The following is a 22275-nucleotide window of genomic DNA, read 5'->3' on the forward strand; positions in this document are numbered from 1 at the left end:
GGGCGGCGACCTCCCAGAGTGCGCTCACCGGCATGGCCCGCATGCGGTCACCGAACGGGAACGTCCGCATGGCGCCCCCGTCACGAGGGTGACACGAGTATCGGACAGGACCTCCTCGACGGTTTTCCCCGCGCGTCGCGGAAGCACTTTCCCAAGAGGCGTCCGTGAGTCGCTGACCACGGGAAGAGCATGGCATATCTCGGATTCGCCGGCAGGATGGTCGCAAGGTGGCTGACAGAATGGTCGGAGAGTTGCCGACAGGATGGCCGCAGGGTCGCTGACACGATGGTCGCTCGATGACCGGTTCCCTGGCCGCCCTTTCGTGAGGAGCGCGGTCGGGAGCGGCGCACCGGAATCCCTGCCGATCACACAGGCCCGATATCCTGTCTCACAGGATATGCTGTTCGCATGAGCCAACGCACGATGACGGAACCCGCGTTCCTCGTCCTCACGGCACTGGTCGACGCTCCACGGCACGGCTACGGCATCGTGCAGGAGGTCGAGAGGCTCTCGGGCGGGCGGGTGGAGTTGAAGATCGGCACACTGTACGGCGTGCTGGACCGGCTGGCCGCCGACGAGCTGGTGGCGCTGGACCGCGAGGAGGCGCAGCAGGGGCGGCTGCGCCGCTACTACCGGCTCACCGAGTCCGGGGCACGGGCACTGGAGGCCGAGGCCGCGCGGCTGGCGGAGAACGTCAGGAGCGCGCGCGAACGGCTGCGCCTCCGGCACGCGGGGGGTGTGGCGTGAGCCTGCTGGAGGACCGCTACCGGCGCGTGCTGCGCCTGCTGCCCGCCTCCTACCGCGCCGAGCGGGAGGAGGAGATGGTCTGCGCCTTCATGGAGGGGTCGGCCGGCCTCACCGACGCCGACGACCCCCGGCCCCGCTGGTCGGAGGTCGCCAGCGTGGCCGCCCTGTCGCTGAGGGTACGACTGGGCGGCGCCGGCGCGGCACCGCGCTTCCTCGCCTGGGGCCGGGCGGTCCGCCTGGCGGCCGTGCTCGGGCTGCTCTTCCACGCCACGATGAGCTGCGCCTGGTTCCTGGAGACCGTGCGGGGTTCCCTGAGCACCGGCCGGCCGGCCGTCCCCGGCGAGGTCTGGTCCGAGCAGTGGCTGTCGGGCACCGCGCAGATACTCGGCTACCTGCTGTGGATCGCGGTCTTCGGCACGCTCGTGCGCGGCCACCCCCGCACCGCGAAGATCCTGGCACTGCTCGCCCTGGTGTCGTTCTACGGCCCCCTCGCCCAGGGCGGGCACGGGACCGGCAACGCCGTCGTGTACGGCCTGCTGTTCGCGGTGCCCGTCCTGGCCCTGGTGACCGGTTTCCACCGCGACGCGCCGCCACCGCGTCATCCCCGCTGGACGGCCGCCCTGCCCGTCCTCGCCGGCGTCCCGCTGCACGTGCTCCTGAGCGTGCTCGGCTCGCCGGGAATGTCACGGACCGTCGACTGGCACCTCTGGTCGTGGCTGTGGCCGTGGCTGAGCACCTCGGGGACGGCCTGCCTGGCGTTCCTGGTCGCGAGCGCGATCTGCCTGGGAAGGCGTCCGCGGGCTCCGGGCGGGCGTGACCCCGCGCTGCCGCTGGCACTGGCCGTCCTGTCCGTGTCGGTGGTGCTCGCCCGCGTCGCCTTCCTGACCGTCGACGCCGTCGACCCGGCCACCCGCGTCATGGCGGCCGTGAACATCGGACAGCTCGTCGCGGTGCTGCTGTGCGGCCTGGCACTCACCCGCGTGGCGGTCAGGGCCCTGCCCGCACCGCCACGGGTGCCCGACGTCCCCCCGTCGTCGCCCTCCGGCTGACGGCCCGGCGACGCGGGGGCTACTCGGCGGCGGCGAGCTGGCCGCAGGCACCGTCGATCTCACGGCCCCGGGTGTCGCGGACCGTCACCGGCACCCCGTGGAACTCCAGGCGCCGGACGAAGGCCCGCTCGTCCTCCGGGCGGGAGGCCGTCCACTTGGAGCCCGGGGTCGGGTTGAGCGGGATCAGGTTGACGTGCACCAGCTTGTTCTTGATCAGCTTGCCGAGCAGGTCGGCCCGCCACTCCTGGTCGTTGATGTCCTTGATCAGCGCGTACTCGATGGAGACGCGGCGCTTGGTCCTGGCGGCGTAGTCCCAGGCCGCGTCCAGGACCTCGGCGACCTTCCAGCGGGTGTTGATCGGCACCAGGGTGTCGCGCAGTTCGTCGTCGGGGGCGTGCAGCGAGAGCGCCAGCGTGACCGGCAGGCCCTCCGCGGCGAGCTTGCCGATCGCCGGGACCAGGCCGACCGTGGAGACGGTCACGCCGCGGGCGGAGATGCCCAGGCCGTCGGGGGCGGGCTCGACCAGCCGGCGGACGGCGCCGATCACCGCCTTGTAGTTGGCCAGCGGCTCGCCCATGCCCATGAAGACCACGTTGCTGACCCGCCCGGGACCGCCCGGGACCTCACCGGCCGCGAGGGCCCGCGCACCGGCGACGACCTGCTCGACGATCTCGGCGGTGGTCATGTTGCGGGTCAGGCCCGCCTGCCCGGTGGCACAGAACGGGCAGTTCATGCCGCAGCCCGCCTGCGACGAGACGCACATGGTCGTCCGGTCGGTGTAGCGCATCAGGACCGACTCGACCAGCGCGCCGTCGAAGAGCCGCCACAGCGTCTTGCGGGTGGTGCCGGCGTCGGTGGTCATCTCCCGGACCGGGGTCAGCAGCGTGGGGAAGAACGCCTCGGCGAGCTTCTCCCTGGCCGCGGCAGGCAGGTCCGTCATCAGCTCCGGGTCGCCGGTGAGCCTCTCGAAGTAGTGCCGGGAGAGCTGGTCGGCGCGGAACGGCTTCTCGCCCAGCTCGGCGACGGCCGCCCGGCGCTCGGCCATGGTCAGGTCGGCCAGGTGGCGGGCGGGCTTGGCCCGGCGCGGCGCCACGAAGGTGAGCTGGCCGGGTACGGGGGTCCCGGGCGGGCTGACACTCGACAAGTCCAACGCCTTCTCTCGACGGTTACGCGAATACTCGAAGCGGTGCCCGACCGTGATCTAAAGTCCGAAGATATGGCGACAAACCGCTCTACGGGAGAGCGGGGAGACGGCGTCGAGGTCATACTCACCGACGTCAATCCCTACGGGAGCCGCACCCTGGTGGTCGAACGCGACGAGACTTCCTCGGTAGCTTACCTGTGCGGGTCACAGGGAACGGTGCACGGAGCCGTCTGGCTGGCCAACCACGGCCCGGCACCGGACACGATCGACCCGGCCCGCCTGACCTCCGAACTGCCCCCGGTCGTGCCCCGGGCCGACACCCGGCACCCCGGCGGCAGAGGCCCCCTGGGCACCCTGCGGGCCCTGTGGTTCGAGGAGGGCGACGGCGTCGCCCTGTACGAGAACGACGATCTGCTCGCGGTCATTCCGGGCTGGGCGGACATGAGCAGGGGGATGCCCGGCTACTCCCGGGACGCGGTGGGCGAGTCCCCGTTCGCCTGGCCCCTGCGGGAGGCCCAGGACGGCCTGGCCCCCCGGATCGCCCAGGCCCGCTCCTACTGGGAGTGGCGCCGGGGCGACGGCGCCTGGGCCACCTTCCAGCAGTTCGTGATGGGTCACCTGGACCGCGCGGTCGGTCCCGCAGGCAGGTTCTGGGACGCCGCGGGCGAGCGGTTGCCGACCGTGGGCATCACCGAACGGCCACCCGAGGGGAGCAGGGACCACACGATCCTGTCCACGGTCGGGATGAGCTGCCAGCGGATGCCCACCGTGGAGCAGTACATCGACCGGCCCGACGCCTGCGCCCGGGTGGAGCTCGCCGTCGCCACCCCCGGGGACGCCCGCGACGCCGCCCGGCTCTTCCTGTGGCTGGGACAGTACCCCTGGCACTCGGTCACCTGGCTGGGCCACGGCCACACCGCCCGCTGGTACCACCGGCCCGAGACCTTCCCGCTCGGCCCCGCCTACGGCGGCGTCATCATGCTGACCGGCCTGCCCGGTCTGCCCGACCTGTCGGGCTTCTCGTTCGGCGGGGACTCCGTCCAGTGGCTCTGGCTCGTCCCCCTCACCCCCGGCGAGCTGGACCTGGTCTCGGCACGGGGCCACCGGGCGGTGCTCCCCCGGCTCTCCGCGACCCGGCTGACCGGCGACGGCTGACCGTCCGTCCTCCGCTCCGTAGGCCGTACCCTGCCCGGGCCGTACCGGCACGGCCTGCGGAGCGGAGCGCGGGACGGCGGGGACGGACGGCGCGGTCCGTGACGGGTGGTGCGGCCCGGCCGGTGGCGCGGGCGGGCTCAGGCCAGCAGGGTGAGCAGCACCCAGACCGGGATCAGCGCCGCCACCATGGAGTCGAGGCGGTCCATCATGCCGCCGTGGCCGGGCAGCACGCTTCCCATGTCCTTGACGCCGAGATCGCGTTTGATCACCGACTCGACCAGGTCACCCAGGGTGGCGAAGACCACGATCACCGCGCCGATCAGGACGCCCTTCCAGATCTCCTCCTGCAGCAGCCACGCCACCAGCCAGCCGCCCACCGCCATGCAGGCCAGCGCCGAACCGGCGAAGCCCTCCCAGGTCTTCTTGGGACTGATCACCCGCGCCATCGGGTGGCGGCCCAGCGATATCCCGGCGAAGTAGCCGCCGATGTCGCTCGCGGCCGTGGTGGCGATGAAGACCACCACCCGTCCCGGACCGTCGTCCGGGTCGGCGAGGAGCAGCGCGACGAACCCGGCGAGCAGCGAGGGATAGACGACGACCAGGATCGTCGCGGTGATGTCGCGGACGTAGTTCTCGGTGCCCTTGAACATCCGCCAGATCATCAGCACCAGCACGGTCATCGCGAAGACGCCGACCAGCCAGGTGGCCCCGCCCCAGGACGAACCGGTCAGCTCAGAGCCCCAGTACGCACCGGCCAGCATGGCGGCCATGCCGGCCAGCACCGGGATCAGCGGCACCTTGATGCCCCGGACCTCGAACGACCGCACCAGCTCGGTCACGCCGATGCCCACCGCCGCGATCACCACTGCAAGGAAGAGCACCTTTACGAAGTAGAGGGAGAGGATGATGACCGCAGCCAGAGCGAGCCCCACCGCCACGGCGACGGGAAGGTTCCGGCCGGTACGGCTACTGCCCGCCACGGGTTCCACAGGGGTCCTACTTTCCTACACGCACAAAATCCCTGTCCCGCACGGGCGGCCCGCGCGGGACAAGGATCAGGACTCAGACCTCGAGAAGTTCGGCTTCCTTGTGCTTGAGCAGCTCATCGATCTTGGCGACGTGCTTCTGGGTGAGGTCGTCGAGCTCCTTCTCCGCGCGGCGCACCTCGTCCTCACCGGCCTCGCCTTCCTTGATCATCTTGTCCAGGGTCTCCTTCGCGCTGCGACGGATGTTGCGGATCGAGACCTTGGACTGCTCCGCCTTGTTCCTGGCGACCTTGATGTACTCCCTGCGGCGCTCCTCCGACAGCTCGGGGAAGGCCACCCGGATCACGGCTCCGTCGTTGCCGGGGTTCACCCCCAGGTCGGAGTTGCGGATCGCCTTCTCGATCGCGGCCATCGAGCCCTTGTCGAAGGGCTGGATGATGACCATGCGCGCCTCGGGCACGTGGAACGAGGCAAGCTGCTGAATGGGGGTGGGCGTCCCGTAGTACTCAGCGCTGATCTTGTTGAACATCGACGGGGTGACACGGCCCGTGCGGATGGCCGCGAAGTCGTCCTTCGCCACCGAAACGGCCTTGTCCATCTTTTCCTCGGCTTCGAGGAGGGTTTCGTCGATCACAGCGGCTCCCTGTCTTCTCGGTCACTCCCCATCCTCACGCACTTCGCGGGACGCCATCACCGCGGTGGCCCGCCCGGGGCCGCCATGGCTCGCGTACCACTCCGCTCGCTGCGTCAGGTTCGCATCCTGTCTTCTCGCTCGATCACCACCGGGGCGCGTCGGGCTCACGTCCGCTCCGCCCGCCCCGGGGCTCGCTCCCGCGCTAGTGCGCCGGGCTCACCAGCGTCCCGATCTTCTCACCGCGCACCGCGCGCAGGATGTTGCCCTCACCCATGAGGTCGAAGACCACGATGGGAAGGTTGTTGTCCATGCACAGGCTGATGGCGGTGGCGTCCATGACCCCGAGACCGCGGGTCAGCACCTCACCGTATTCGAGGTGATCGAACCGGACGGCGTCGGGGTTCTTGCGGGGGTCGTCGTCGTAGACGCCGTCCACCTGGGTGCCCTTGAGCAGCGCCTCGGCACCGATCTCCAGCGCCCGCTGCGCGGCGCAGGTGTCGGTGGAGAAGAACGGCGAGCCGAGCCCCGCCCCGAAGATGACCACGCGGCCCTTCTCCAGGTGGCGGATGGCCCGGCGGGGCAGGAACGGCTCGGCGACCTGCTGCATGGTGATCGCGGTCTGGACGCGGGTGTCGACGCCCCGCTTCTCCAGGAAGTCCTGGAGGGCCAGGCAGTTGATGACCGTGCCGAGCATGCCCATGTAGTCGGCCCTGGCCCGGTCCATGCCGCGCTCGGCCATGGCCGCGCCGCGGAACATGTTCCCGCCGCCCACGACCACCGAGACCTGCACGCCGCCGCGTACGGCCTCGGCGATCGAGTCGGCGAGGTGCCCGACGACGCCGGGGTCGATGCCCAGCGGCTCGCCGCCGGCGAACGCCTCACCGGACAGCTTCAACATCACCCGCTTCCAGCGGAGCGGGTCCGGATACGAAGAAACCGCCGGCGTAGCGGGTCCTGGATTCTCCTGCACGACGGCGGCCTCCTCGTTCGGTGCTCTGCGTGAAGAGCGGATGTCAGGGACCGGTCAGGGACTAGGCCTGGCCGACCTTGAAACGGACGAAGGCCTGGACCTTGACACCGTTCTCGTCCGCGAACTTCGCCACGGACTTCTTGTTGTCCTTGACGAAGGACTGCTCAAGGAGCGTGAAGTCCTTGTACCAGCCGTTGATCCGGCCATCGACGATCTTGCCGATGGCGGCCTCGGGCTTGCCCTCGTCGCGGGTCATCTCCTCGAAGAGCGCCCGCTCCTTCTCGACGACGTCGGCCGGGACCTCGGCGGGGCTGAGGTACTTGGGGGCCATCGCCGCGGCGTGCTGCGCGATGTCCTTGGCGACGTCGGCGTTGGCGGTGTCGAGCTGCACGAGCACGCCGACCGCCGGGGGGAGCTGGGGGTCGGTCTTGTGCATGTACGAGCCGATGAAGCCGCCCTCGAGCACGGCGAACCTGCGGATCTCGATCTTCTCGCCGAGCGCGGCGTTGGCCTCGTCCAGGTGCGCCTTGACGCTCCTGCCGTCCAGGTCGGACTCGAGCAGCGAGGGCACGTCGGCCGGCCTGGAGGCCAGGACGTGCGTCACGACCTGGGCCGCGAGCTCCTGGAACCGCTCGCCCTTGGCGACGAAGTCGGTCTCGCAGTTGAGCTCCAGCAGCGCCGCGGCGGAGTCGCCGTCCTGCTTGAGGGCGACCAGGCCGTTGGAGGCGGTACGGGCCTCACGCTTGCCGACGTCCTTGGCCCCCTTGAGACGGAGGAGTTCGACCGCGCGGTCGAAGTCACCCTCGGACTCCTCGAGAGCCTTCTTGCAGTCCATCATGCCGGCGGCGGTCAGCTCACGAAGCCGCTTGACGTCGGCCATGTTCACGGAAGCCATTGTCTTTTCCTCGTGGGAATCGTCGTGGATCGGGTGGGTGCCCCCGACTGGGCGGGCACCCACCCGGAAGGGTCGTGCGGGTCGTACGGCCGCACAGGACCGTACGAGGAGGAACTAGGCCTGCTTCTCGGTGTTCTCGCCGTTCTCGGCGTTCACTGCGTTCTCGCTGTTCCCGGTGCCGTCGCCCTCGGCGGCCGGGGCCGTCTCGGCGGGGGCCTCGGCGGTCTCCGCGGGAGCGTCGGCCTCCTCGGCGTTCACTGCGTTCTCGGTGCCGTCGCCCTCGGCGGCCGGGGCCGTCTCGGCGGGGGCGGCGGTCTCGTCGCTGCGGGTCAGCAGCTCCTGCTCCCACTCGGCCAGCGGCTCGGCGCCACCGGCGACGGCCGGCTTGTCGTCGCCGCCGCGGTTGGCGCCGGCGCGTGCCATGAGACCGGCGGCGACGGCGTCGGCGACGACGCGGGTCAGCAGGCCGACGGCGCGGATGGCGTCGTCGTTACCCGGGATCGGGTAGTCGACCTCGTCGGGGTCGCAGTTGGTGTCGAGAATGGCCACGACCGGGATGTGAAGCTTGCGAGCCTCACTGATCCCGATGTGCTCCTTCTTGGTGTCGACGATCCACACCGCGCTGGGGATCCGGGACATGTCGCGGATGCCGCCCAGGGTGCGCTCCAGCTTCTCCTTCTCGCGGCGGCGCATGAGGAGCTCCTTCTTCGTGAGCCCCGAGGCGGCCACGTTGTCGAAGTCGAGTTCCTCCAGCTCCTTCAGGCGCTGGAGCCTCTTGTGCACGGTGGAGAAGTTGGTCAGCATGCCACCCAGCCAGCGCTGGTTGACGTACGGCATCCCGACGCGGGCGGCCTGCTCGGCGATGGCCTCCTGCGCCTGCTTCTTCGTGCCGATGAACATGATCGTGCCGCCGTGCGCGACGGTCTCCTTGACGAAGTCGTAGGCCCGGTCGATGAAGGCCAGCGACTTCTGCAGGTCGATGATGTAGATGCCGTTGCGCTCGGTGAAGATGAAGCGCTTCATCTTCGGGTTCCAGCGGCGCGTCTGGTGGCCGAAGTGCACGCCGCTCTCGAGCAGCTGTCGCATGGTGACGACGGGGGTGGACATTGATTGTCCTCCAGGTCGGGGCGCCCATCGCTGGGCGCTGTTCTCGGTTGGACGCGACGACCAGCGGCCGTCGCCCTGATGCCCCGCACCGGACCCGGCCGGGCTCTCACCCGGACCGAAGGGACCGCGGTTCTCGACGGGGCATGCGAAGTCGGCCCGTGACTCACAGGCCACCAAAAAGTGTACCCGTAACCGGGCCTCCCCCCGACCCGTGACCTCCGGGCCGGTCCGGCCCCCCCGCGGGTGACACCCGGGCGGGCCCGGTCCCCGGAACAGGCCGTTCGGGCCCCGGACGACCCGGAAAGGCCGCGCGCGCGGGTGCGGGGCCCTCCGGGAGGCGCACGACGGACCCGGGCACCGCCGGACATACCGCGCGTGCCGCGTGGGCAGGGTCAGGCGTCCCTGGGGATGCCGTGCGGGCGCCGCCGGGCGCGCGGGAAGAGGCTGACCTGAGCCTCGGCGACCCTGGCCCCGGCGGGGGCGTCCGCCCGGTCCCTGACCGTGGTCTTGTAGGGGGCGAGCAGCTCGTCGATCCGCTCGTTCAGCCACCTCAGCTCCTCGGCGTCCACCAGCAGGATCGCCCGGTTGAACATCGCGGCCTCCCGCCACTGCCTGGACTCCCGCTCCAGGGCCTCCAGCCCCCGGGTGGCCTCGTCCGCCGCCTGGTCCCGGAACGCCTTGATCAGGAACTCCTTGGCGGCCCGGACGTCCGGGCCGTCCTCGGGGTCGGGGCTGACGCTCAGGCCCGACCCGCTGGAGCGCCACAGGCGCTCCCTGCCGTCACCGCGGTCGGGCGCGTCCTCGACGAAGCCGTACTTGGCGAGCATCCGCAGGTGGTAGCTGGCCGCGCTGGGCGTGACCCCGACCACCTCGGCCATCTCGGTCGCGGTGCAGGGTCCCTCGGCCTGGAGGCGGTTCAGGATCGCGAGCCGCGCGGGATGCGCCAGCGCGCGCATCGCCGTGGGATCGGTGAGGGACTTGCGCTTCGGCACCTCGGTCATGTGCAGACCGTACCCACTCCAGATGTGAAGGGTTGTCTTCATATGTGTGAAGGATTACCTTCACACATATGAAGCATTTCCTTCAGACTTTCCGGCGGGCCTCCCGGAGCCCGGAGGACCCCGTGCCCCCCGCCGGCCGTCCCGTACCGCTCAGGAGGCAGCGCGACTACCGGCTGCTGTTCACCGCCCGCGCCGTCACCGAGACGGGCACCGAGATCTCCCGGCTGGCGGTGCCGCTGACCGCCGCCGCCCTGCTGGGCGCCTCCCCCGCCCAGATGGGCGCGCTCACCGCCGCGACCTCGCTGCCCCACCTGCTGTTCGGCCTCCAGGCCGGAGCCCTCGCCGACCGGCTGAGACGGCACCGCCCGGTCATGGTCGGCTGCGACCTGGTCTCCGCGCTCGCCATGGCGACCGTTCCGGCGGCCTGGGCCGTGGGCATGCTGACCGTCCCCTGGCTGGTCGCGGTGGCGTTCGTCGTCGGCACCTGCTCGGCGATCTTCAGGGCGGCCGCCTTCCCGCACCTGACCACGGTGGTGCCCGAGAGCCGGCGGACCGAGGCGCTCGCGGGCTTCCAGTCCGCCTTCGCGGTGGCCACCGTCGGCGGCCCCGGCCTGGCCGGCCTGCTCGTCCAGCTGATCACCGCGCCGTTCGCGCTCCTGGTCGACGCGCTCTCGTTCCTGGCCTCGGCGTTCCTGATCCGGTCGATCGCGGCACCGGAGAACCACGTCCCGGCTCCCCCGCGCGGCATGTGGACCGAGATCCGCGAGGGTCTGGGCGCGGTGGCCCGTAACCCGGTGCTGCGCGCGCTCTGCGGCGCCGGGGTCACGATCAACTTCTTCGGCGGCGCGTTCATGGCGCTGTTCGTGATCTACGCCCTCACCGTGGTGCACCTGCCGGCAGGGCTGATCGGAGCGGTCACCGTCTGCTTCGGCGTCGGCGGCCTGCTGGGCGCGGCCGTCGTACCGCGGCTGACCAGGAGGTTCGGCGAGAACGCCGTCGTGACCTGTGCCGCGCTGCTCTTCCCGATCGACTTCGCGACCACCGCCCTGGTCTCGGGGCCGCCCTGGCGCAGTTTTCTGTTCCTGGCCGTCAGCGCGGTGATCTCCGGCCTCGGCGTCGTGGCCTTCTCCATCTGCATGGGCACCATCACCCTGCGCGAGGCCCCCGCCGAGCTGCGCGGCCGGGTCAACGCCACGCAGTCGTTCATGATCCAGGGCGTCGTCACCCTGGGCGGTCTCGGTGGCGGCCTGGCCGGCGAGCTGCTGGGGCTGCGCCCGGTGTTCTGGATCTCCGCGGCCGGAGTGCTGACCGCGACCGGCTGGATCCTGCTCTCCCCGCTCCGCCACTTCTCCGCGGCGCGTACGCCGTGATCCTTCGGGATCCTCCGTTTTCCTCTGGATTCCTCGGTTTCCCCCGGGTTCTTCCGGGTTCCTCCGCGGGTGGGCGCGACCTGCCGAACCCGGGCCGACCCGAAGGACCGGCGGATCGCGGCCGGCGGACCACGGCCGGCTCACCACGGCCGGCTCACCACCAGGCGGGCGGGTGCTCTCCCTGCCGGGGAGGCGGGCTCGACCAGTACGGCGACCTTCCGCCGACCGTACCCGGGGGCCGGAGGTGGGTGAGGCGCCCGAAGGCGCTCTCCGTCTCCTGGAGCAGATCGGTGACGTCCGGCTCCGGTGTCGCCGCGCCGTCGAGGCGGCCGAGACCGTCCAGCCAGTGCGCGGTACGGGCCAGGGAGAGCTCCACCCTCCAAGAGCCGCCCTCGGCGGACCGGCGAAGCAGCCCGGCCACCGCGCCGAAGGCCGCCAGATGGCCGGTGGCGTGATCGAGGACCTGGGCGGGCAGCGGACACGGCCGCGAGCCGTCACCGCCCTCGTGGGCGATACCACAGGCCATCTGCACCAGGCTGTCGAACCCCCGCCTGCCCGCCCACGGCCCGTGCCCGCCGTACGCCGAGATGTCCACGCACACGATCCCGGGCCTGATCGCCGCCAGTTCCCGGGGACCGAACCCGAGCGCTTCCAGCGCCCCCGGCCGGTACGACTGCACGAACACGTCCGCCCCGGCCACCAGGGCGCGTAACCCGGCCCTTCCCTGTCGCGTCCTGAGGTCCAGGTGACAGGAGCGCTTGCCGAACGCGGAGCCGATCACCGCCCCGGGCACCTCGGGAAGGTGTCCGGCCCCGACCCGGAGCACCCGGGCCCCGTGCGAGGACAGCACACGCGTGGCGTAGGGACCGGAGAGCACCCTCGTCAGGTCGAGCACCCGGACCCCTTCCAGCGCCCGCTCGCCCCCGGCCCCAGGCCACGCGTCCGTCCCGCCCCTCGCCTCGATTCCACCTCTCGCCTCGAAGCCGTCAGAGCCGTCAGAGCCGACGGAGCCGACGGAGCCGACGGAGCGGTCAGGGCCGTCAGGGCGGTCGGGGTCATCAGAGCCGTCGGGGTCATCAGAGCCGTCGGGGCCATCGAGGCCGTCGGGGCCATCGATGCGGGTCAACCGGACGAGCGGTGACGCGGCCACCGCCCGGGACTGCGGGTGCCGCCGCCACTCGGCGCGGTCGCGCATGGCCGCGGCACATCCTCCCGCTCTGGTCACCGCCTCCTCGATCTCGACGGCGCCGCGACCTGCGCAGGCGCGGATGACGGCGTCCACGTCCGCACCGGCCGGTAGGTCCAGCGCCATAAGGGCGGCATCGCGATGGTGATCGAAATTGCAGTGCAGCCGGACCCAGCCGTCCGCGGTCCGGTAGTCGCCCGACAGGGGAGCCCACAGATCCACGGGTGCCCCGTCGATCCTGAGATGACGCTCGTCCCGGAAGGCCACCGCCGCCTCCCGCACGTCCACCGCGGCCTCGCTCCCGTCACCCCGGAACGCCGCGACCGCCGCGGTGGCGGCTCCGACCGCGATGGCAGCGGCCGTCCCCACCCGGAAGACCGAGGGCAGCACCGGGTCGCTCCCGCTCACCCGGAGCGGCGGCAGCGTGATCCCCAGCTCCGCGGCCAGCTCACGAACATGGTCTTCGACCACGTGCCCCTCCTTCCGGCGGCCTGTCCACAGAATCGCGTTCGGCGCCGTCGTCCTGCTGTGGGATCCCCATGCTCACATCCATGAGATCCGTCCACGCTCTGGGGCTGCCGATCCTGCTGTGCCCACTGGTCCCGGCATCGGCATCGGCGCCGGCATCGGTGGTGGCATCGGCGCCGGTGGTGGCGTCGGCATCGGTGGTGGAGTCGGTGCCGGCCGGCGTCCACCTGCCGACCTCCCGGCCCGGCATGCGAACGACCGGCCATGTCGCCACTTCGGAGGCGGCCCCCTCCCGGCTGGCAACGAACGCGCCGGGAACGACGCCTAAGGCAGGAACGGGGCCGGCAAGGACGACGCCCTCGGTGGGGACGCCCCCGGCGAGAACAACGCTCACGGCAGGAGCGGCCGCAGTGAGAACAATGCCTTCAGCGGGAACGGCCCCGGTAGGAACAACGCCCTCAGCGGGAACGGCCCCGGTAAGAACAATGCCCTTAGCGGGAACGGGCTCGGCGAGAACGACGCGTCCGGATCGGGGCTCCGCCTTACCCTGGAGGTGGCCGCTCGCCGGGCGGCCACGGATGCCTCGCGGGTTCGCGCCACCGCCGCGACCGTGGCTGGCGGGCCACCGGGGCGTCGATCTCGTCGCCTCCCCCGGGGCCGAGGTGTACGCCGCGGGAGAGGGGACGATCGGTTACGCGGGACGGCTCGCCGGGCGGGGGGTGGTGACCGTGCTCCACCGTTCCGGCCTGCGAACGACCTACCTGCCGGTCCGGCCCACGGTGAGACGCGGGCAGACGGTCGACGCCGGGGACGTGATCGGTGTTCTCGAGGACGTCCCGGGTCACTGTGCCGCCACCTGCCTGCACTGGGGTCTGCTCAGAGGCCGCGCCTACCTCGACCCCCTGCTCCTCCTCGGCCACGGCCAGGTCCGCCTGCTCCCCCTCCGGCCCACCACCCCGCCCCCGTCCTCGCCCCCTCCCGGCGTACAGCCGTGACCGGAGAGCGACACCGGACGACCTCGTGTCCGAGCGATCACCCCTATCAGGGAAAGGGTCGACCGCGTCTCCCGATGCCCGGCCTGCCAGGCACCGGGCACAGCACGGGCACGGGCACAGCACGGGCACGGGCACAGCACGGGCACGGGCACGTCTCTGGGCAGTACCGCCGCACGCGGCCACCAGGGTTCACCGATCTGATGGAGCGCAAAGGTCGATCGAGGCGTGGTGCCTTACCGGCCCGGCGCGCGGGAGCCGTACGCCGGACCGAACACCACCAGCAGCGCCAGGTCCTCGGTCACCTCGTCGAACCGGTGCTCCTCACCCGCCGGCACAAAGATCACCGCACCGGGGCCCACCTCGGCCGTACCGCCGGGTGTCACGATCTTGGCACGCCCCGCGGTGACCACGTAGATCTCGTCCTCGGTATGCGGACTCTGGTCGTCGATCCCGCCGACGGGAATGCAGTACGTTCCCACCGACAGATCCGGTGTCCTCAGCTGCTCCACCCAGTCGTTGACCGCTCCGGCGGCGGGTGGCGCCCATGTCCCCGCGCCTTCGATGATCTGCATGGCGGAAGCATAGTCACAGCCCACCTCCGGCCATCGCGGCGTGCCCGACCGGGCGGGGTGATCGACCAGGCGACCTGCCCGCCCCGGCAGCGTGTTCGACCCGGCAGCGTGTTCGACCGGACAACCTGCTCGACCAAACAGCCTGCCCCACCCGTCAGCGTGTTCGACCCGGAAACCTGCTCGACCGGACAGCCTGCCCGACCGGGCAGCGTGTTCGACCGGGCAGCGTGTTCGACCGGCTTGATCGTCCTCGAATCGGTGGCCCCGGATTCGACGCCGCCGCGACGGCATGCCAGGCCGCTTGAACGCATGTCGGCCTCTCGGCTTCAGGCCGGTCTGCCCAAGGACGTATCGGTGCTCCCGAATGTGTGCGGTCCCTGTGAACGCAGATGATCCACTCGGATACGCCGAGGTCTCTCGGCTCCGGGCCGGTCCATCCGGGTACGCGCGGGCCCCTCCCCTCCAGAGTCCACTCGGCCATGTACCGATGATGTCGACGGGTGCCGATCCGCTCGAAAGAGGAACTACCCGCCTGCGGGCCGGTCGGGGCGGAGGCGCCAGCCCCGGGAGACGCGTTCGACGTAGCCCGCCGCGGCCAGCCCGCCGAGACAGGAGAGCGCGGTGTCCAGGTCGACCCCGGCGGCGACCGCGATCGTCGCCGGCCCCACGCCGATCCGGGTGGGCATGGCCTCGACGACCCTGCGGCTCTCCGGATCGAGGCTGTCGCGGGGAAGCACCGGACCACGTGGCTCCGGAGCGAGATCCGCACCCATCGTGCCCATGAGCTCGATCACCTCCTCGGGGCCGGTGACGCAGGTGGCCCTGCCCTGACGAATCAGCCGGTGACACCCGATCGACGCCTCCGAGGTCACCGGTCCGGGGACGGCGGCCAGATGGCGGTTGAGCGCGACCGCGTGCCCGGCGGTGTTGAGGGCCCCGCTGCGTACGGCCGCCTCGACGATCACCGTGCCCCGGGACAGGGCCGCGATGAGGCGGTTCCTGACCAGGAACCTCGGCCGGGTCGGGTGGGCGCCCAGGGGAGACTCGCTGACCAGCACTCCCCTCGCGCGGATGGCGGCGAAAAGCTGCTGGTGCGAGCTGGGATAGGCGACATCGGCGCCACAGGCGAGCACGGCGACGGTCGGCGCCTCACAGGCGAGGGCGCCACGGTGGGCCGCGCCGTCGATGCCATGGGCTCCGCCGGAGATGACATGCCACCCCTTCTCGCTCAGCCCTGCCCCGAACTCCGCCGCGACGTGCGTGCCGTAGGGGGTGGCCGCACGGGAACCCACCACCGCGACGGATCGCAGGCAGGAGAACCGCAGGTCGGCGTCCCCGTACACCCAGAGGGCGTAGGGCCGGGAGGCTCCCAGGTCGTCCAGCTGGCTGGGCCACTCGGGGTCATCGGGGATCACCAGCCTCGCCCCTATCCGCTCCCCCTCGGCCAGGTCCCGCTCGGGGTCGGCCGTCTTCAACCGGGCCGCCCAGGAGGCGATCGTCCGATCGAGTCGTGCCGCCCTGGTCGCGAGCCGCCCTTCTCGTCCCTGCCCGGAGCCGTCCTTTGCGGCCACCGGGACGGAGACGGGCTCCGCGCCCTTCCGAGAGGGTGCCGTGCCGTGCCGGGCGGGCTCGGCGCCCTCCCGGGGAGGCTCGGTGGTGCGGGAACCGGCTTCCACGTCATGGGGATCGGGCGCACCTCCGGCCAGCCGCTGGGCGAGGTCTGCGTCCATCACGCCCTCCCTGACCAGGTCGACGGCCCGCCGGGGGCCGCGCAACGCGACCAGTGCGCCCATGGCGGCGTCCCCGGGCTCGGCCAGGCGCATCAGGACGAGCCGCGCGAGCCTGTCGTTCATCGTTCCTCCCCCAGCCAGAGCCCGAGGGCGGTGTTGGTCTCGTGCAGTTCGGGCCGGTCCTTGCCACCGAGATCGGCAAGGGTCCAGGACAGTTTGAGGATCCGGTCGAGCCCCCGGGCGCTCAACAGGCCGCTGTCGAGATGCCGGAGCAGCGGTGACATGGCCGAGGACGACGGGCGGTACTCGGTGTGCAGGAGCCGGGCCGGGACCTCGGCGTTGCACCGCCACGGGGTGTTGGCGAACCGCTTGGCGGCGCGTTCGCGGGCCAGCCGTACCCGCTCGGCCACCACCCTGCTCGGTTCGATGAACCTGCGGTCGGCCAGGAGCTCGCGCCGGGTCGACCGGAACAGGCTGACCTTGACGTCGATGCGGTCCAGCAGCGGGCCGGAGAGCCTGGCGAGATAGCGGCGCCGGGCGGCGGGAGCGCAGGCGCACGGGTCGGCCGGGGTGGAGGGCCGCGCGCAGGGACACCTGTTGGCCGCCAGCACCAGCGCGAACCGGGCGGGGAAGGTCACCGACCCCAGCGCCCTCGCGACCGTCACCTGGCCCGATTCGAGCGGTTGCCGCAGCGCGTCGAGAACGGTGGCCGGGAATTCCGGGGCCTCGTCCAGGAAGAGCACTCCACGATGGGCCAGCGAGACCGCGCCGGGACGGATCATCCCGCTGCCTCCTCCGATGAGGGAGGCGACGGTCGCGGTGTGGTGCGGCGCCACGAAGGGCGGACGCACCAGCAGGGGACGGTCGGCGGGCAGCACGCCCGCGACCGAATGAATGGCCGTCACCTCCAGCGCGTGCTCCCACTCCAGGGGCGGGAGCAGGGTCGGCAGCCGCTCGGCGAGCATGGTCTTCCCGGTGCCCGGAGGCCCGAGCATCCACAGGTTGTGACCACCGGCGGCGCAGACCTCCAGGGCCCGGCGGGCGAGAGGCTGACCGGCGACGTCCCCCAGGTCGGGACCCTCCACGTGGCCCGGCGCCTCACCCGGCTCGGTGACCCCCTCCAGGCCCGGGGACCGCCCTGACCTCGGGGCCGCCTCTCCAGGGCCCGGGACGGCCACCCGGGCCGGAGCTCCCGGAAGCGGGCCGAGGGCGGTCTCCCGCCTGGATGAGCCGGGGATCCCGACAAGGGACGATCCGGTGGCGGACACCGCGTGCCGCGCACTCCCGGCCCTTCCCCCACCCCTCCCCTCGCCCTCGCCCTCATCTCCGGCTCCGGCTCCGGCTCCGGCTCCGGCAGGAAGATCACTCAGGGGTCCGTCGCTCCGCAACCGGCTCATCAGGGCGGCCAGCGTGGTCGCCGGGACCACGGTCACGTCCGGCACGAGAGCGGCCTCGGCGGCGTTTGCGGCCGGGACGACCACGGTGCGGGCACCGGCCGCCACGGCCGCCAGCACGGCGGGCAGGACCCCGCGCACCGGCCGGACGGAGCCGTCAAGACCCAGCTCACCGAGGAAGAACGGCTCGGCGACCTTCTCCGGATGCACGGACCCGGCGGCCGCGAGCAGCGCCGTTGCGATGGCGAGATCGAACAGGCTGCCTCGCTTGGGCAGGCTGGCGGGGAACAGGCTGACGGTGATCCGGGCGTCGGGCCAGGCGTAACGGCTGTTGACCAGGGCGGAGCGGACCCGGTCGCGGGCCTCGCTCAGCGCGGTGTCGAGCATGCCGATGAGGTGCAGGCCCGCCACACCGCTGCTGACATCGGCCTCGACCTCGACCAGGCGGCCGGTCACCCCGACCAGGGCGACGCAGCGCGTGCGTGCGACGGCCACTCAGCTCACCTCCCGGGGTGAGCGGACGATCCATGACAGCCCGGGAGGCATCAGCACACCCCCCGCTCATGACGGATGGCGAAGTCTCCGGCGAACCGCTCCAGGGCGACGACGTCGACCCGGATCGCGTCGAACCGCTCGTGCCTGTCGGCCAGCCATCTGCCCGCGAGCCTGCGCAGACGAGCGATCTTGGCGTCGGTGACCGCCTCGAAGGCGGTGCCGTGGCTACGGCCGGAGCGGGTCTTCACCTCCACCGCGACGAGCGTGCGCCCCTCGCGGGCGACGACGTCGATCTCCCCTTCCCGGCACCGCCAGTTACGGTCCAGGATCTGCAGGTCGTGGGCGAGCAGATAATCCACGGCGATCTGTTCACCGTGCCTGCCGAGCGCGTCTTTCGCGGCCATGGAACCACCTCCGGTTCCAGACCTTCGCCCAGCACGCCCCACCCGCAAGGGACCGAACCGGATTCTGTGGACAGTCGCCCTGCCGCGAGAACCCCTGTGGACGAACGAGCCCCCGGGGACGGTGGCGTTTCATGGAAGCCCTCGGCCCCGCGACCACCTCGCACCGGTCCACGATCACCGGTCCATGATCACCGGTTCACGATCACCGGTTCACGATCACCGGCCGTACCCCGAGTGGCCGCTCACGCATCGGCTCCGAGGCCCGCCACCGGCTCCGGCGGCCCGGATCCTCCGGCCGCGCTGAATCATCCCGGCCATCGACGCGCCGATCATCCCGGCCATCGCCGCGTTGAATCATCCCGGCCACCCCGGCCACCCCGGCCGTACCGAGCCATCCAAGAAGGCCCTGCCGGAGCCGAGCCCGTCCGATCAGAGCCGTCCGATCAAAGCCCTTCCGGTTCGCACCCGTCCGGGCCCGTTCGGCCCCGCTCCCACCCCCGCCCACCGGGCGAGGACGTCCCTCACCGGCGGGCACCGGAAACGCTCAGGAGGAGAAGCCCTCCTTGGGCATCTCGAGATCGGGCTTGGCCAGTTCCTCCACGTTGACGTCCTTGAACGTCACCACCCGTACGTTCTTGACGAACCTCGCGGGCCGGTACATGTCCCAGACCCAGGCGTCCTGCATCTTCACGTCGAAGAACACGTCCCCGTTCTCGGCCGTGCGCACGTCCAGATCGACGGAGTTGGTGAGATAGAAGCGGCGCTCGGTCTCCACGACATAGGTGAACAGGCCGACGACATCGCGGTACTCACGGTAAAGCTGCAGCTCCATCTCGGTTTCGTACTTTTCGAGATCCTCTGCGCTCATACCGGTCCTCCTGTCAAACGCCCACCCCGAACCGCCAGGTCAGACGGTCCCGGCCCCCACTTCATTCTCACCCATCACCTCGCCCGCTCCTGACCGCGCCACCGTCGAGAACGAGAAGCGATGATCCGGACACGGGCCGTAGGTTCCGAGAGCCCTGCGATGATCTGCGGTGCCGTACCCCTTGTGCACGGCGAACCCGTACCGGGGATGGCGCTCGTGCAACGCGATCATCATCTCGTCCCGCGTCACCTTGGCCACGATCGAGGCCGCGGCGACGCAGGCCGCCACCCGGTCCCCTTTCCACATGCCCAGTGACGGGGCGGGCAGACCGGGGACGGGAAACCCGTCGGTGAGAACGTAGCCGGGGTCACAGGGTAACCGTGCCACGGCCCTGCGCATTCCCTCGATGTTGGACCGGTGAAGGCCACGGGAGTCGATCTCGGCCGGTGGGATCACCACCACCGCGACCGCCCGCGCGGTGGCCGTGATCCGCTCGTGGAGCGACTCGCGCCGGGAGGCCGTCAGCAGCTTGGAGTCGTCCAGGCCGTCGATCCGGACTCCCAGCACCACCGCGGCGACCACCAGGGGCCCGGCACAGGCGCCCCGGCCGGCCTCGTCGACCCCGGCCACCGGGCCGAGCCCGCGGCGCTCCAGGGCCCGTTCGTAGCCGTAGAACCCGGAATCCCGCCGGACCACGCTGGGTCTGGGGCGAAACACCGCCGTCATGGCACCACGGGCGACACACCGAACATGAGCAGAGAGTACGCCCCCTTCGGGGTATTCGGTACCGCTATCTCACCTTGAGGAAGCTCTCCGGCCGGGACAGGACGGTGGCCCTGGAGAACGGCCAGTAGATCGCGACGGCGCGGCCGATGACGTCCTCCTCGGAGACCGTGCCCTCCCCCAGCCTCTCCTCCTGGGCCCGCGAGTCGGCCGAGGCGGTGCGATGATCTCCCATCACCCACAGCCGTCCCTTGGGCACGACCTTCTCGAACTCGTCACCCGAGGGGAAGTCCTCGGAGTACAGGTAGGAGCTCTCGTCCAGCGGCACGCCGTTGACCGTGATGCGGCGCTTGGCGTCGCAGCACTTCACGGTGTCACCGCCGACCGCGATGACCCGCTTGATGGTGTCCTGGTCGTTCCAGCCGCTGAAGACCACGATGTCGCCGCGCTCGGAGGCTCCGTGCAGCTTGTTGACGACCACCCGGTCGCCCACGAGCAGGGTGCTCTCCATCGACTCCGACGGGATGTGGAACGACTGGAAGACGAAGACCTGTAACAGCAGGGCCACCAGCACCCCGCACACCAGCAGGAACAGTGACTCGCGCAGGCCACCGCCCTTACCGCGCTTCTTTCTCTTCCCGACCTCGGGTTCGGCGGCCATGGGTGCGCTCACCGCCTCGAAAGGTGGCGACGACGCCACAGCACCAGCGGTACGGCACCGGCGAAGCCCGCCAGGAACGGGGTGGCGCCTCCGGCGACCGCGGCCACCTTGAGCGCCTGCTGGCCGAACGTGTCGGGAATGGGGAGGGTCGTCGCCCTGGAGAACGGCCACACGATCACGAAGGCCCGGCCGATCACCTTGTCCACCGGGATCGTCCCCCCGCCCGGGTCACCCAGGTGTGATCGGGAGTCGAGGGAGACCACCCGGTGGTCGCCCATCACCCACAGGCGTCCCGGGCCGACCTTGACCTCGAACTCCTTCTGGGACGGCACGTCTCCGGGGTAGAGGTACGACTTCTCGTCGATGGCGACCCCGTTGACCGTCACCCGGCCCTGGGCGTCACAGCACTTCACCGTGTCCCCGCTGACGCCGATGACCCGCTTGATGTAGTCCTTCTCGCCGGGCACCACGCCGAAGGCGGTGCCGACCCAGCGGAAGAACCCGACGACCGGGTTGGAGGGCTCCTCGAGGTCGACCTCGGGATCCCAGGAGTCGACCCCGGAGAAGACCACCACGTCACCGCGCTCGATGTCGCGGGCGCGGTAGACGAGCTTGTTGACCAGAACGCGGTCGTTGGTGAGCAGGGTGTTCTCCATCGACTCCGACGGGATGTAGAACGCCTGGATCACGAACGTCTTGATTATGAGGGCGAGCACCAAGGCCACGACGATCAGGACGGGCAGTTCCTTCCAGAAGGAACCCTTCTTTTTGCCCTTGTCATCTGTGGCGGTCTTCTGGGTGTCTTCGGCGACCACGTCCACCTCGTCCTCGACAGGTCGACGCGAGACTGCGCCGTACTCCCGGTCTTCGCTAGTCATCGCAGACGAGCCTAGATGATGGCCGGTACCAAGTGGTCGAGCCACCGGGTACCACCTAGCCTGCTTATCGCCACAGGATTTCAAATCCCGTCACACGCCACTGGCCCGCCCCCGCGTTCCAAGGGGGCGGGCCAGGACGACGACGGGCGGACGCCTAGCGGGCGTCGCGCTTCTCGCGGATGCGGGCGGCCTTGCCCCGCAGGTCGCGCATGTAGTAGAGCTTGGCGCGGCGGACGTCGCCACGGGTCACGAGGTTGATCTTCTCGATGACCGGGCTGTGCACCGGGAAGGTGCGCTCGACGCCGACGCTGTAGCTGACCTTGCGGACGGTGAAGGTCTCGCGGGCGCCACCGCCCTGACGGCGCAGGACGAAGCCCTTGAAGACCTGGACACGGGACCGGCTGCCCTCGATGACCCGGACGTGGACCTCGAGCGTGTCACCGGGCCGGAAGTCCGGGACGTCGGTGCGGAGCGCGGACTTCTCGAGCTCGCTGATCAGCGTGTGCATGGCAGTTGGTACCTCGTCTGTCAAAGGCGCGCGGAGGTCCGTCCGGCCGCGGCGGGGCGGCGTCGTGACGGACACGCGTGCTGGAGTGGACTGTGTCTCGGAGCCGGAACCGTCTGGCCGGCGACGCGCGTCGGCCCGAACTCGACCGGCGGCAACGCTTCAGTCTGCCATATCCTTTCGACCGATCGGAAATCAACCGGTCAGAACGCCCGGTTCTGCGGGCCGTCGGCGGGACCGGCGACATGATCGGCGACGGCGTCGTCACCGTGATCGGCGGCGTCCGGCACGGAACCGGCGTCGTCCGAGACGGAACCGGCAACGGCGTCCGGAACGCG

The 22275-nt window shown here is 71.1% G+C and carries 23 protein-coding genes; 5 read left to right on the forward strand and 18 right to left on the reverse strand.

The annotated features are described in order from the left end of the window. Nucleotides 1-408: 408 nt before the first annotated feature. Complete coding sequence (locus ACZ6RT_RS29215) at nucleotides 409-747, forward strand: PadR family transcriptional regulator (RefSeq protein ID WP_399187227.1); 339 nt, start codon at nucleotides 409-411, stop codon at nucleotides 745-747. Beyond that, the gene (locus ACZ6RT_RS29220; protein WP_470157212.1) at nucleotides 744-1796 is read left to right on the forward strand and encodes a hypothetical protein; all 1053 of its coding nucleotides are present in this window, start codon (nucleotides 744-746) and stop codon (nucleotides 1794-1796) included. Before ACZ6RT_RS29215 ends, ACZ6RT_RS29220 begins: the two co-directional genes overlap by 4 nt. Before the next feature lie 19 nt (nucleotides 1797-1815). On the opposite strand, the gene rlmN is transcribed toward ACZ6RT_RS29220, so the two are convergent. Then, entirely contained in the window at nucleotides 1816-2940 is a 1125-nt protein-coding gene (gene rlmN / locus ACZ6RT_RS29225; protein WP_399187229.1) for a dual-specificity RNA methyltransferase RlmN, read from the reverse strand. A gap of 72 nt (nucleotides 2941-3012) precedes the next feature. Here rlmN and ACZ6RT_RS29230 point away from each other — a divergent pair, with 72 nt between their 5' ends. Then, nucleotides 3013-4095: a suppressor of fused domain protein gene (locus tag ACZ6RT_RS29230; RefSeq protein WP_470157213.1), complete on the forward strand. Its 1083-nt coding sequence runs from the start codon at nucleotides 3013-3015 to the stop codon at nucleotides 4093-4095. 137 nt (nucleotides 4096-4232) lie between these two features. On the opposite strand, the gene ACZ6RT_RS29235 is transcribed toward ACZ6RT_RS29230, so the two are convergent. The 6 genes from ACZ6RT_RS29235 to ACZ6RT_RS29260 all read right to left on the reverse strand — a co-directional run bounded on the left by ACZ6RT_RS29235 (nucleotide 4233) and on the right by ACZ6RT_RS29260 (nucleotide 9688). Beyond that, the gene (locus tag ACZ6RT_RS29235) at nucleotides 4233-5075 is read right to left on the reverse strand and encodes a phosphatidate cytidylyltransferase (RefSeq protein WP_470157214.1); all 843 of its coding nucleotides are present in this window, start codon (nucleotides 5073-5075) and stop codon (nucleotides 4233-4235) included. An 82-nt stretch (nucleotides 5076-5157) separates the two neighbouring features. Continuing rightward, nucleotides 5158-5715 carry a ribosome recycling factor gene (gene frr / locus ACZ6RT_RS29240; protein WP_470157215.1) on the reverse strand — a complete coding sequence of 186 codons (558 nt, stop codon included), beginning with the start codon at nucleotides 5713-5715 and terminating at the stop codon, nucleotides 5158-5160. Nucleotides 5716-5917: 202 nt separating this feature from the next. Then, nucleotides 5918-6685, reverse strand: coding sequence for a UMP kinase (pyrH, locus tag ACZ6RT_RS29245; RefSeq protein ID WP_399187232.1), 768 nt, complete (start codon nucleotides 6683-6685; stop codon nucleotides 5918-5920). 61 nt (nucleotides 6686-6746) lie between these two features. After that, nucleotides 6747-7580 (reverse strand): translation elongation factor Ts, encoded by an 834-nt coding sequence (gene tsf, locus ACZ6RT_RS29250; RefSeq protein ID WP_399187233.1) that lies wholly within the window; start codon nucleotides 7578-7580, stop codon nucleotides 6747-6749. 114 nt (nucleotides 7581-7694) lie between these two features. Beyond that, nucleotides 7695-8687: a 30S ribosomal protein S2 gene (gene rpsB / locus ACZ6RT_RS29255; RefSeq protein ID WP_470157216.1), complete on the reverse strand. Its 993-nt coding sequence runs from the start codon at nucleotides 8685-8687 to the stop codon at nucleotides 7695-7697. A 392-nt stretch (nucleotides 8688-9079) separates the two neighbouring features. After that, a complete protein-coding gene (locus ACZ6RT_RS29260) occupies nucleotides 9080-9688 on the reverse strand; it encodes an ArsR/SmtB family transcription factor (RefSeq protein ID WP_399187235.1) in 609 nt (202 codons plus the stop codon). Between the two features lie 68 nt (nucleotides 9689-9756). Between ACZ6RT_RS29260 and ACZ6RT_RS29265 the strand changes: the two genes are divergently transcribed. Beyond that, nucleotides 9757-11058 (forward strand): MFS transporter, encoded by a 1302-nt coding sequence (locus ACZ6RT_RS29265; protein ID WP_470157217.1) that lies wholly within the window; start codon nucleotides 9757-9759, stop codon nucleotides 11056-11058. A gap of 154 nt (nucleotides 11059-11212) precedes the next feature. On the opposite strand, the gene ACZ6RT_RS29270 is transcribed toward ACZ6RT_RS29265, so the two are convergent. Next, entirely contained in the window at nucleotides 11213-12715 is a 1503-nt protein-coding gene (locus ACZ6RT_RS29270; protein WP_470157218.1) for a CoA transferase, read from the reverse strand. Further along, nucleotides 12693-13106 carry a hypothetical protein gene (locus ACZ6RT_RS29275; protein WP_470157219.1) on the reverse strand — a complete coding sequence of 138 codons (414 nt, stop codon included), beginning with the start codon at nucleotides 13104-13106 and terminating at the stop codon, nucleotides 12693-12695. Before ACZ6RT_RS29275 ends, ACZ6RT_RS29270 begins: the two co-directional genes overlap by 23 nt. A 184-nt stretch (nucleotides 13107-13290) precedes the next feature. On the opposite strand from ACZ6RT_RS29275, the gene ACZ6RT_RS29280 reads away from it, so the two are divergent. Beyond that, on the forward strand, nucleotides 13291-13707 hold the full coding sequence (locus ACZ6RT_RS29280) for a murein hydrolase activator EnvC family protein (protein ID WP_470157220.1): 417 nt from the start codon (nucleotides 13291-13293) through the stop codon (nucleotides 13705-13707). Nucleotides 13708-13940: 233 nt separating this feature from the next. Here the strand turns inward: ACZ6RT_RS29280 and ACZ6RT_RS29285 are convergent, their stop codons facing one another. The 9 genes from ACZ6RT_RS29285 to rplS form a co-directional block, all read right to left on the reverse strand. Then, nucleotides 13941-14279, reverse strand: a complete 339-nt coding sequence (locus ACZ6RT_RS29285; RefSeq protein WP_399187239.1) for a cupin domain-containing protein — start codon at nucleotides 14277-14279, stop codon at nucleotides 13941-13943. A 524-nt stretch (nucleotides 14280-14803) separates the two neighbouring features. After that, complete coding sequence (gene dprA / locus ACZ6RT_RS29290) at nucleotides 14804-16132, reverse strand: DNA-processing protein DprA (protein ID WP_470157221.1); 1329 nt, start codon at nucleotides 16130-16132, stop codon at nucleotides 14804-14806. Further along, nucleotides 16129-17898 (reverse strand): YifB family Mg chelatase-like AAA ATPase, encoded by a 1770-nt coding sequence (locus ACZ6RT_RS29295; RefSeq protein WP_470157222.1) that lies wholly within the window; start codon nucleotides 17896-17898, stop codon nucleotides 16129-16131. Before ACZ6RT_RS29295 ends, dprA begins: the two co-directional genes overlap by 4 nt. Nucleotides 17899-17948: 50 nt before the next feature. Beyond that, nucleotides 17949-18302, reverse strand: coding sequence for a YraN family protein (locus ACZ6RT_RS29300; protein WP_344888311.1), 354 nt, complete (start codon nucleotides 18300-18302; stop codon nucleotides 17949-17951). A 544-nt stretch (nucleotides 18303-18846) separates the two neighbouring features. Beyond that, nucleotides 18847-19170, reverse strand: coding sequence for a DUF2469 domain-containing protein (locus ACZ6RT_RS29305; protein ID WP_030511723.1), 324 nt, complete (start codon nucleotides 19168-19170; stop codon nucleotides 18847-18849). 39 nt (nucleotides 19171-19209) lie between these two features. Continuing rightward, nucleotides 19210-19896: a ribonuclease HII gene (locus ACZ6RT_RS29310; RefSeq protein ID WP_470157223.1), complete on the reverse strand. Its 687-nt coding sequence runs from the start codon at nucleotides 19894-19896 to the stop codon at nucleotides 19210-19212. Nucleotides 19897-19960: 64 nt separating this feature from the next. Next, entirely contained in the window at nucleotides 19961-20566 is a 606-nt protein-coding gene (gene lepB / locus ACZ6RT_RS29315; protein WP_399187248.1) for a signal peptidase I, read from the reverse strand. Beyond that, the gene (gene lepB / locus ACZ6RT_RS29320; RefSeq protein WP_399187250.1) at nucleotides 20563-21432 is read right to left on the reverse strand and encodes a signal peptidase I; all 870 of its coding nucleotides are present in this window, start codon (nucleotides 21430-21432) and stop codon (nucleotides 20563-20565) included. The genes lepB (ACZ6RT_RS29315) and lepB (ACZ6RT_RS29320) overlap by 4 nt, the downstream gene beginning before the upstream one ends. Before the next feature lie 154 nt (nucleotides 21433-21586). Continuing rightward, the gene (rplS, locus tag ACZ6RT_RS29325; protein WP_344888299.1) at nucleotides 21587-21940 is read right to left on the reverse strand and encodes a 50S ribosomal protein L19; all 354 of its coding nucleotides are present in this window, start codon (nucleotides 21938-21940) and stop codon (nucleotides 21587-21589) included. Nucleotides 21941-22275 lie beyond the last annotated feature (335 nt).

It is taken from the genome of Streptosporangium sp. NPDC050148 (assembly GCF_055586505.1).

What these genes read in the sequence shown, in the direction of transcription:
- ACZ6RT_RS29215 (WP_399187227.1), top strand. Translation starts at nt 409, where the DNA reads ATGAGCCAACGCACGATGACGGAACCCGCGTTCCTCGTCCTCACGGCA.
- ACZ6RT_RS29230 (WP_470157213.1), top strand. Translation starts at nt 3,013, where the DNA reads ATGGCGACAAACCGCTCTACGGGAGAGCGGGGAGACGGCGTCGAGGTC.
- tsf (WP_399187233.1), bottom strand. Translation starts at nt 7,580, where the DNA reads ATGGCTTCCGTGAACATGGCCGACGTCAAGCGGCTTCGTGAGCTGACC.
- rpsB (WP_470157216.1), bottom strand. Translation starts at nt 8,687, where the DNA reads ATGTCCACCCCCGTCGTCACCATGCGACAGCTGCTCGAGAGCGGCGTG.
- ACZ6RT_RS29260 (WP_399187235.1), bottom strand. Translation starts at nt 9,688, where the DNA reads ATGACCGAGGTGCCGAAGCGCAAGTCCCTCACCGATCCCACGGCGATG.
- ACZ6RT_RS29265 (WP_470157217.1), top strand. Translation starts at nt 9,757, where the DNA reads ATGAAGCATTTCCTTCAGACTTTCCGGCGGGCCTCCCGGAGCCCGGAG.
- ACZ6RT_RS29280 (WP_470157220.1), top strand. Translation starts at nt 13,291, where the DNA reads ATGCCTCGCGGGTTCGCGCCACCGCCGCGACCGTGGCTGGCGGGCCAC.
- ACZ6RT_RS29285 (WP_399187239.1), bottom strand. Translation starts at nt 14,279, where the DNA reads ATGCAGATCATCGAAGGCGCGGGGACATGGGCGCCACCCGCCGCCGGA.
- dprA (WP_470157221.1), bottom strand. Translation starts at nt 16,132, where the DNA reads ATGAACGACAGGCTCGCGCGGCTCGTCCTGATGCGCCTGGCCGAGCCC.
- ACZ6RT_RS29300 (WP_344888311.1), bottom strand. Translation starts at nt 18,302, where the DNA reads ATGGCCGCGAAAGACGCGCTCGGCAGGCACGGTGAACAGATCGCCGTG.
- ACZ6RT_RS29305 (WP_030511723.1), bottom strand. Translation starts at nt 19,170, where the DNA reads ATGAGCGCAGAGGATCTCGAAAAGTACGAAACCGAGATGGAGCTGCAG.
- ACZ6RT_RS29310 (WP_470157223.1), bottom strand. Translation starts at nt 19,896, where the DNA reads ATGACGGCGGTGTTTCGCCCCAGACCCAGCGTGGTCCGGCGGGATTCC.
- lepB (WP_399187250.1), bottom strand. Translation starts at nt 21,432, where the DNA reads ATGACTAGCGAAGACCGGGAGTACGGCGCAGTCTCGCGTCGACCTGTC.
- rplS (WP_344888299.1), bottom strand. Translation starts at nt 21,940, where the DNA reads ATGCACACGCTGATCAGCGAGCTCGAGAAGTCCGCGCTCCGCACCGAC.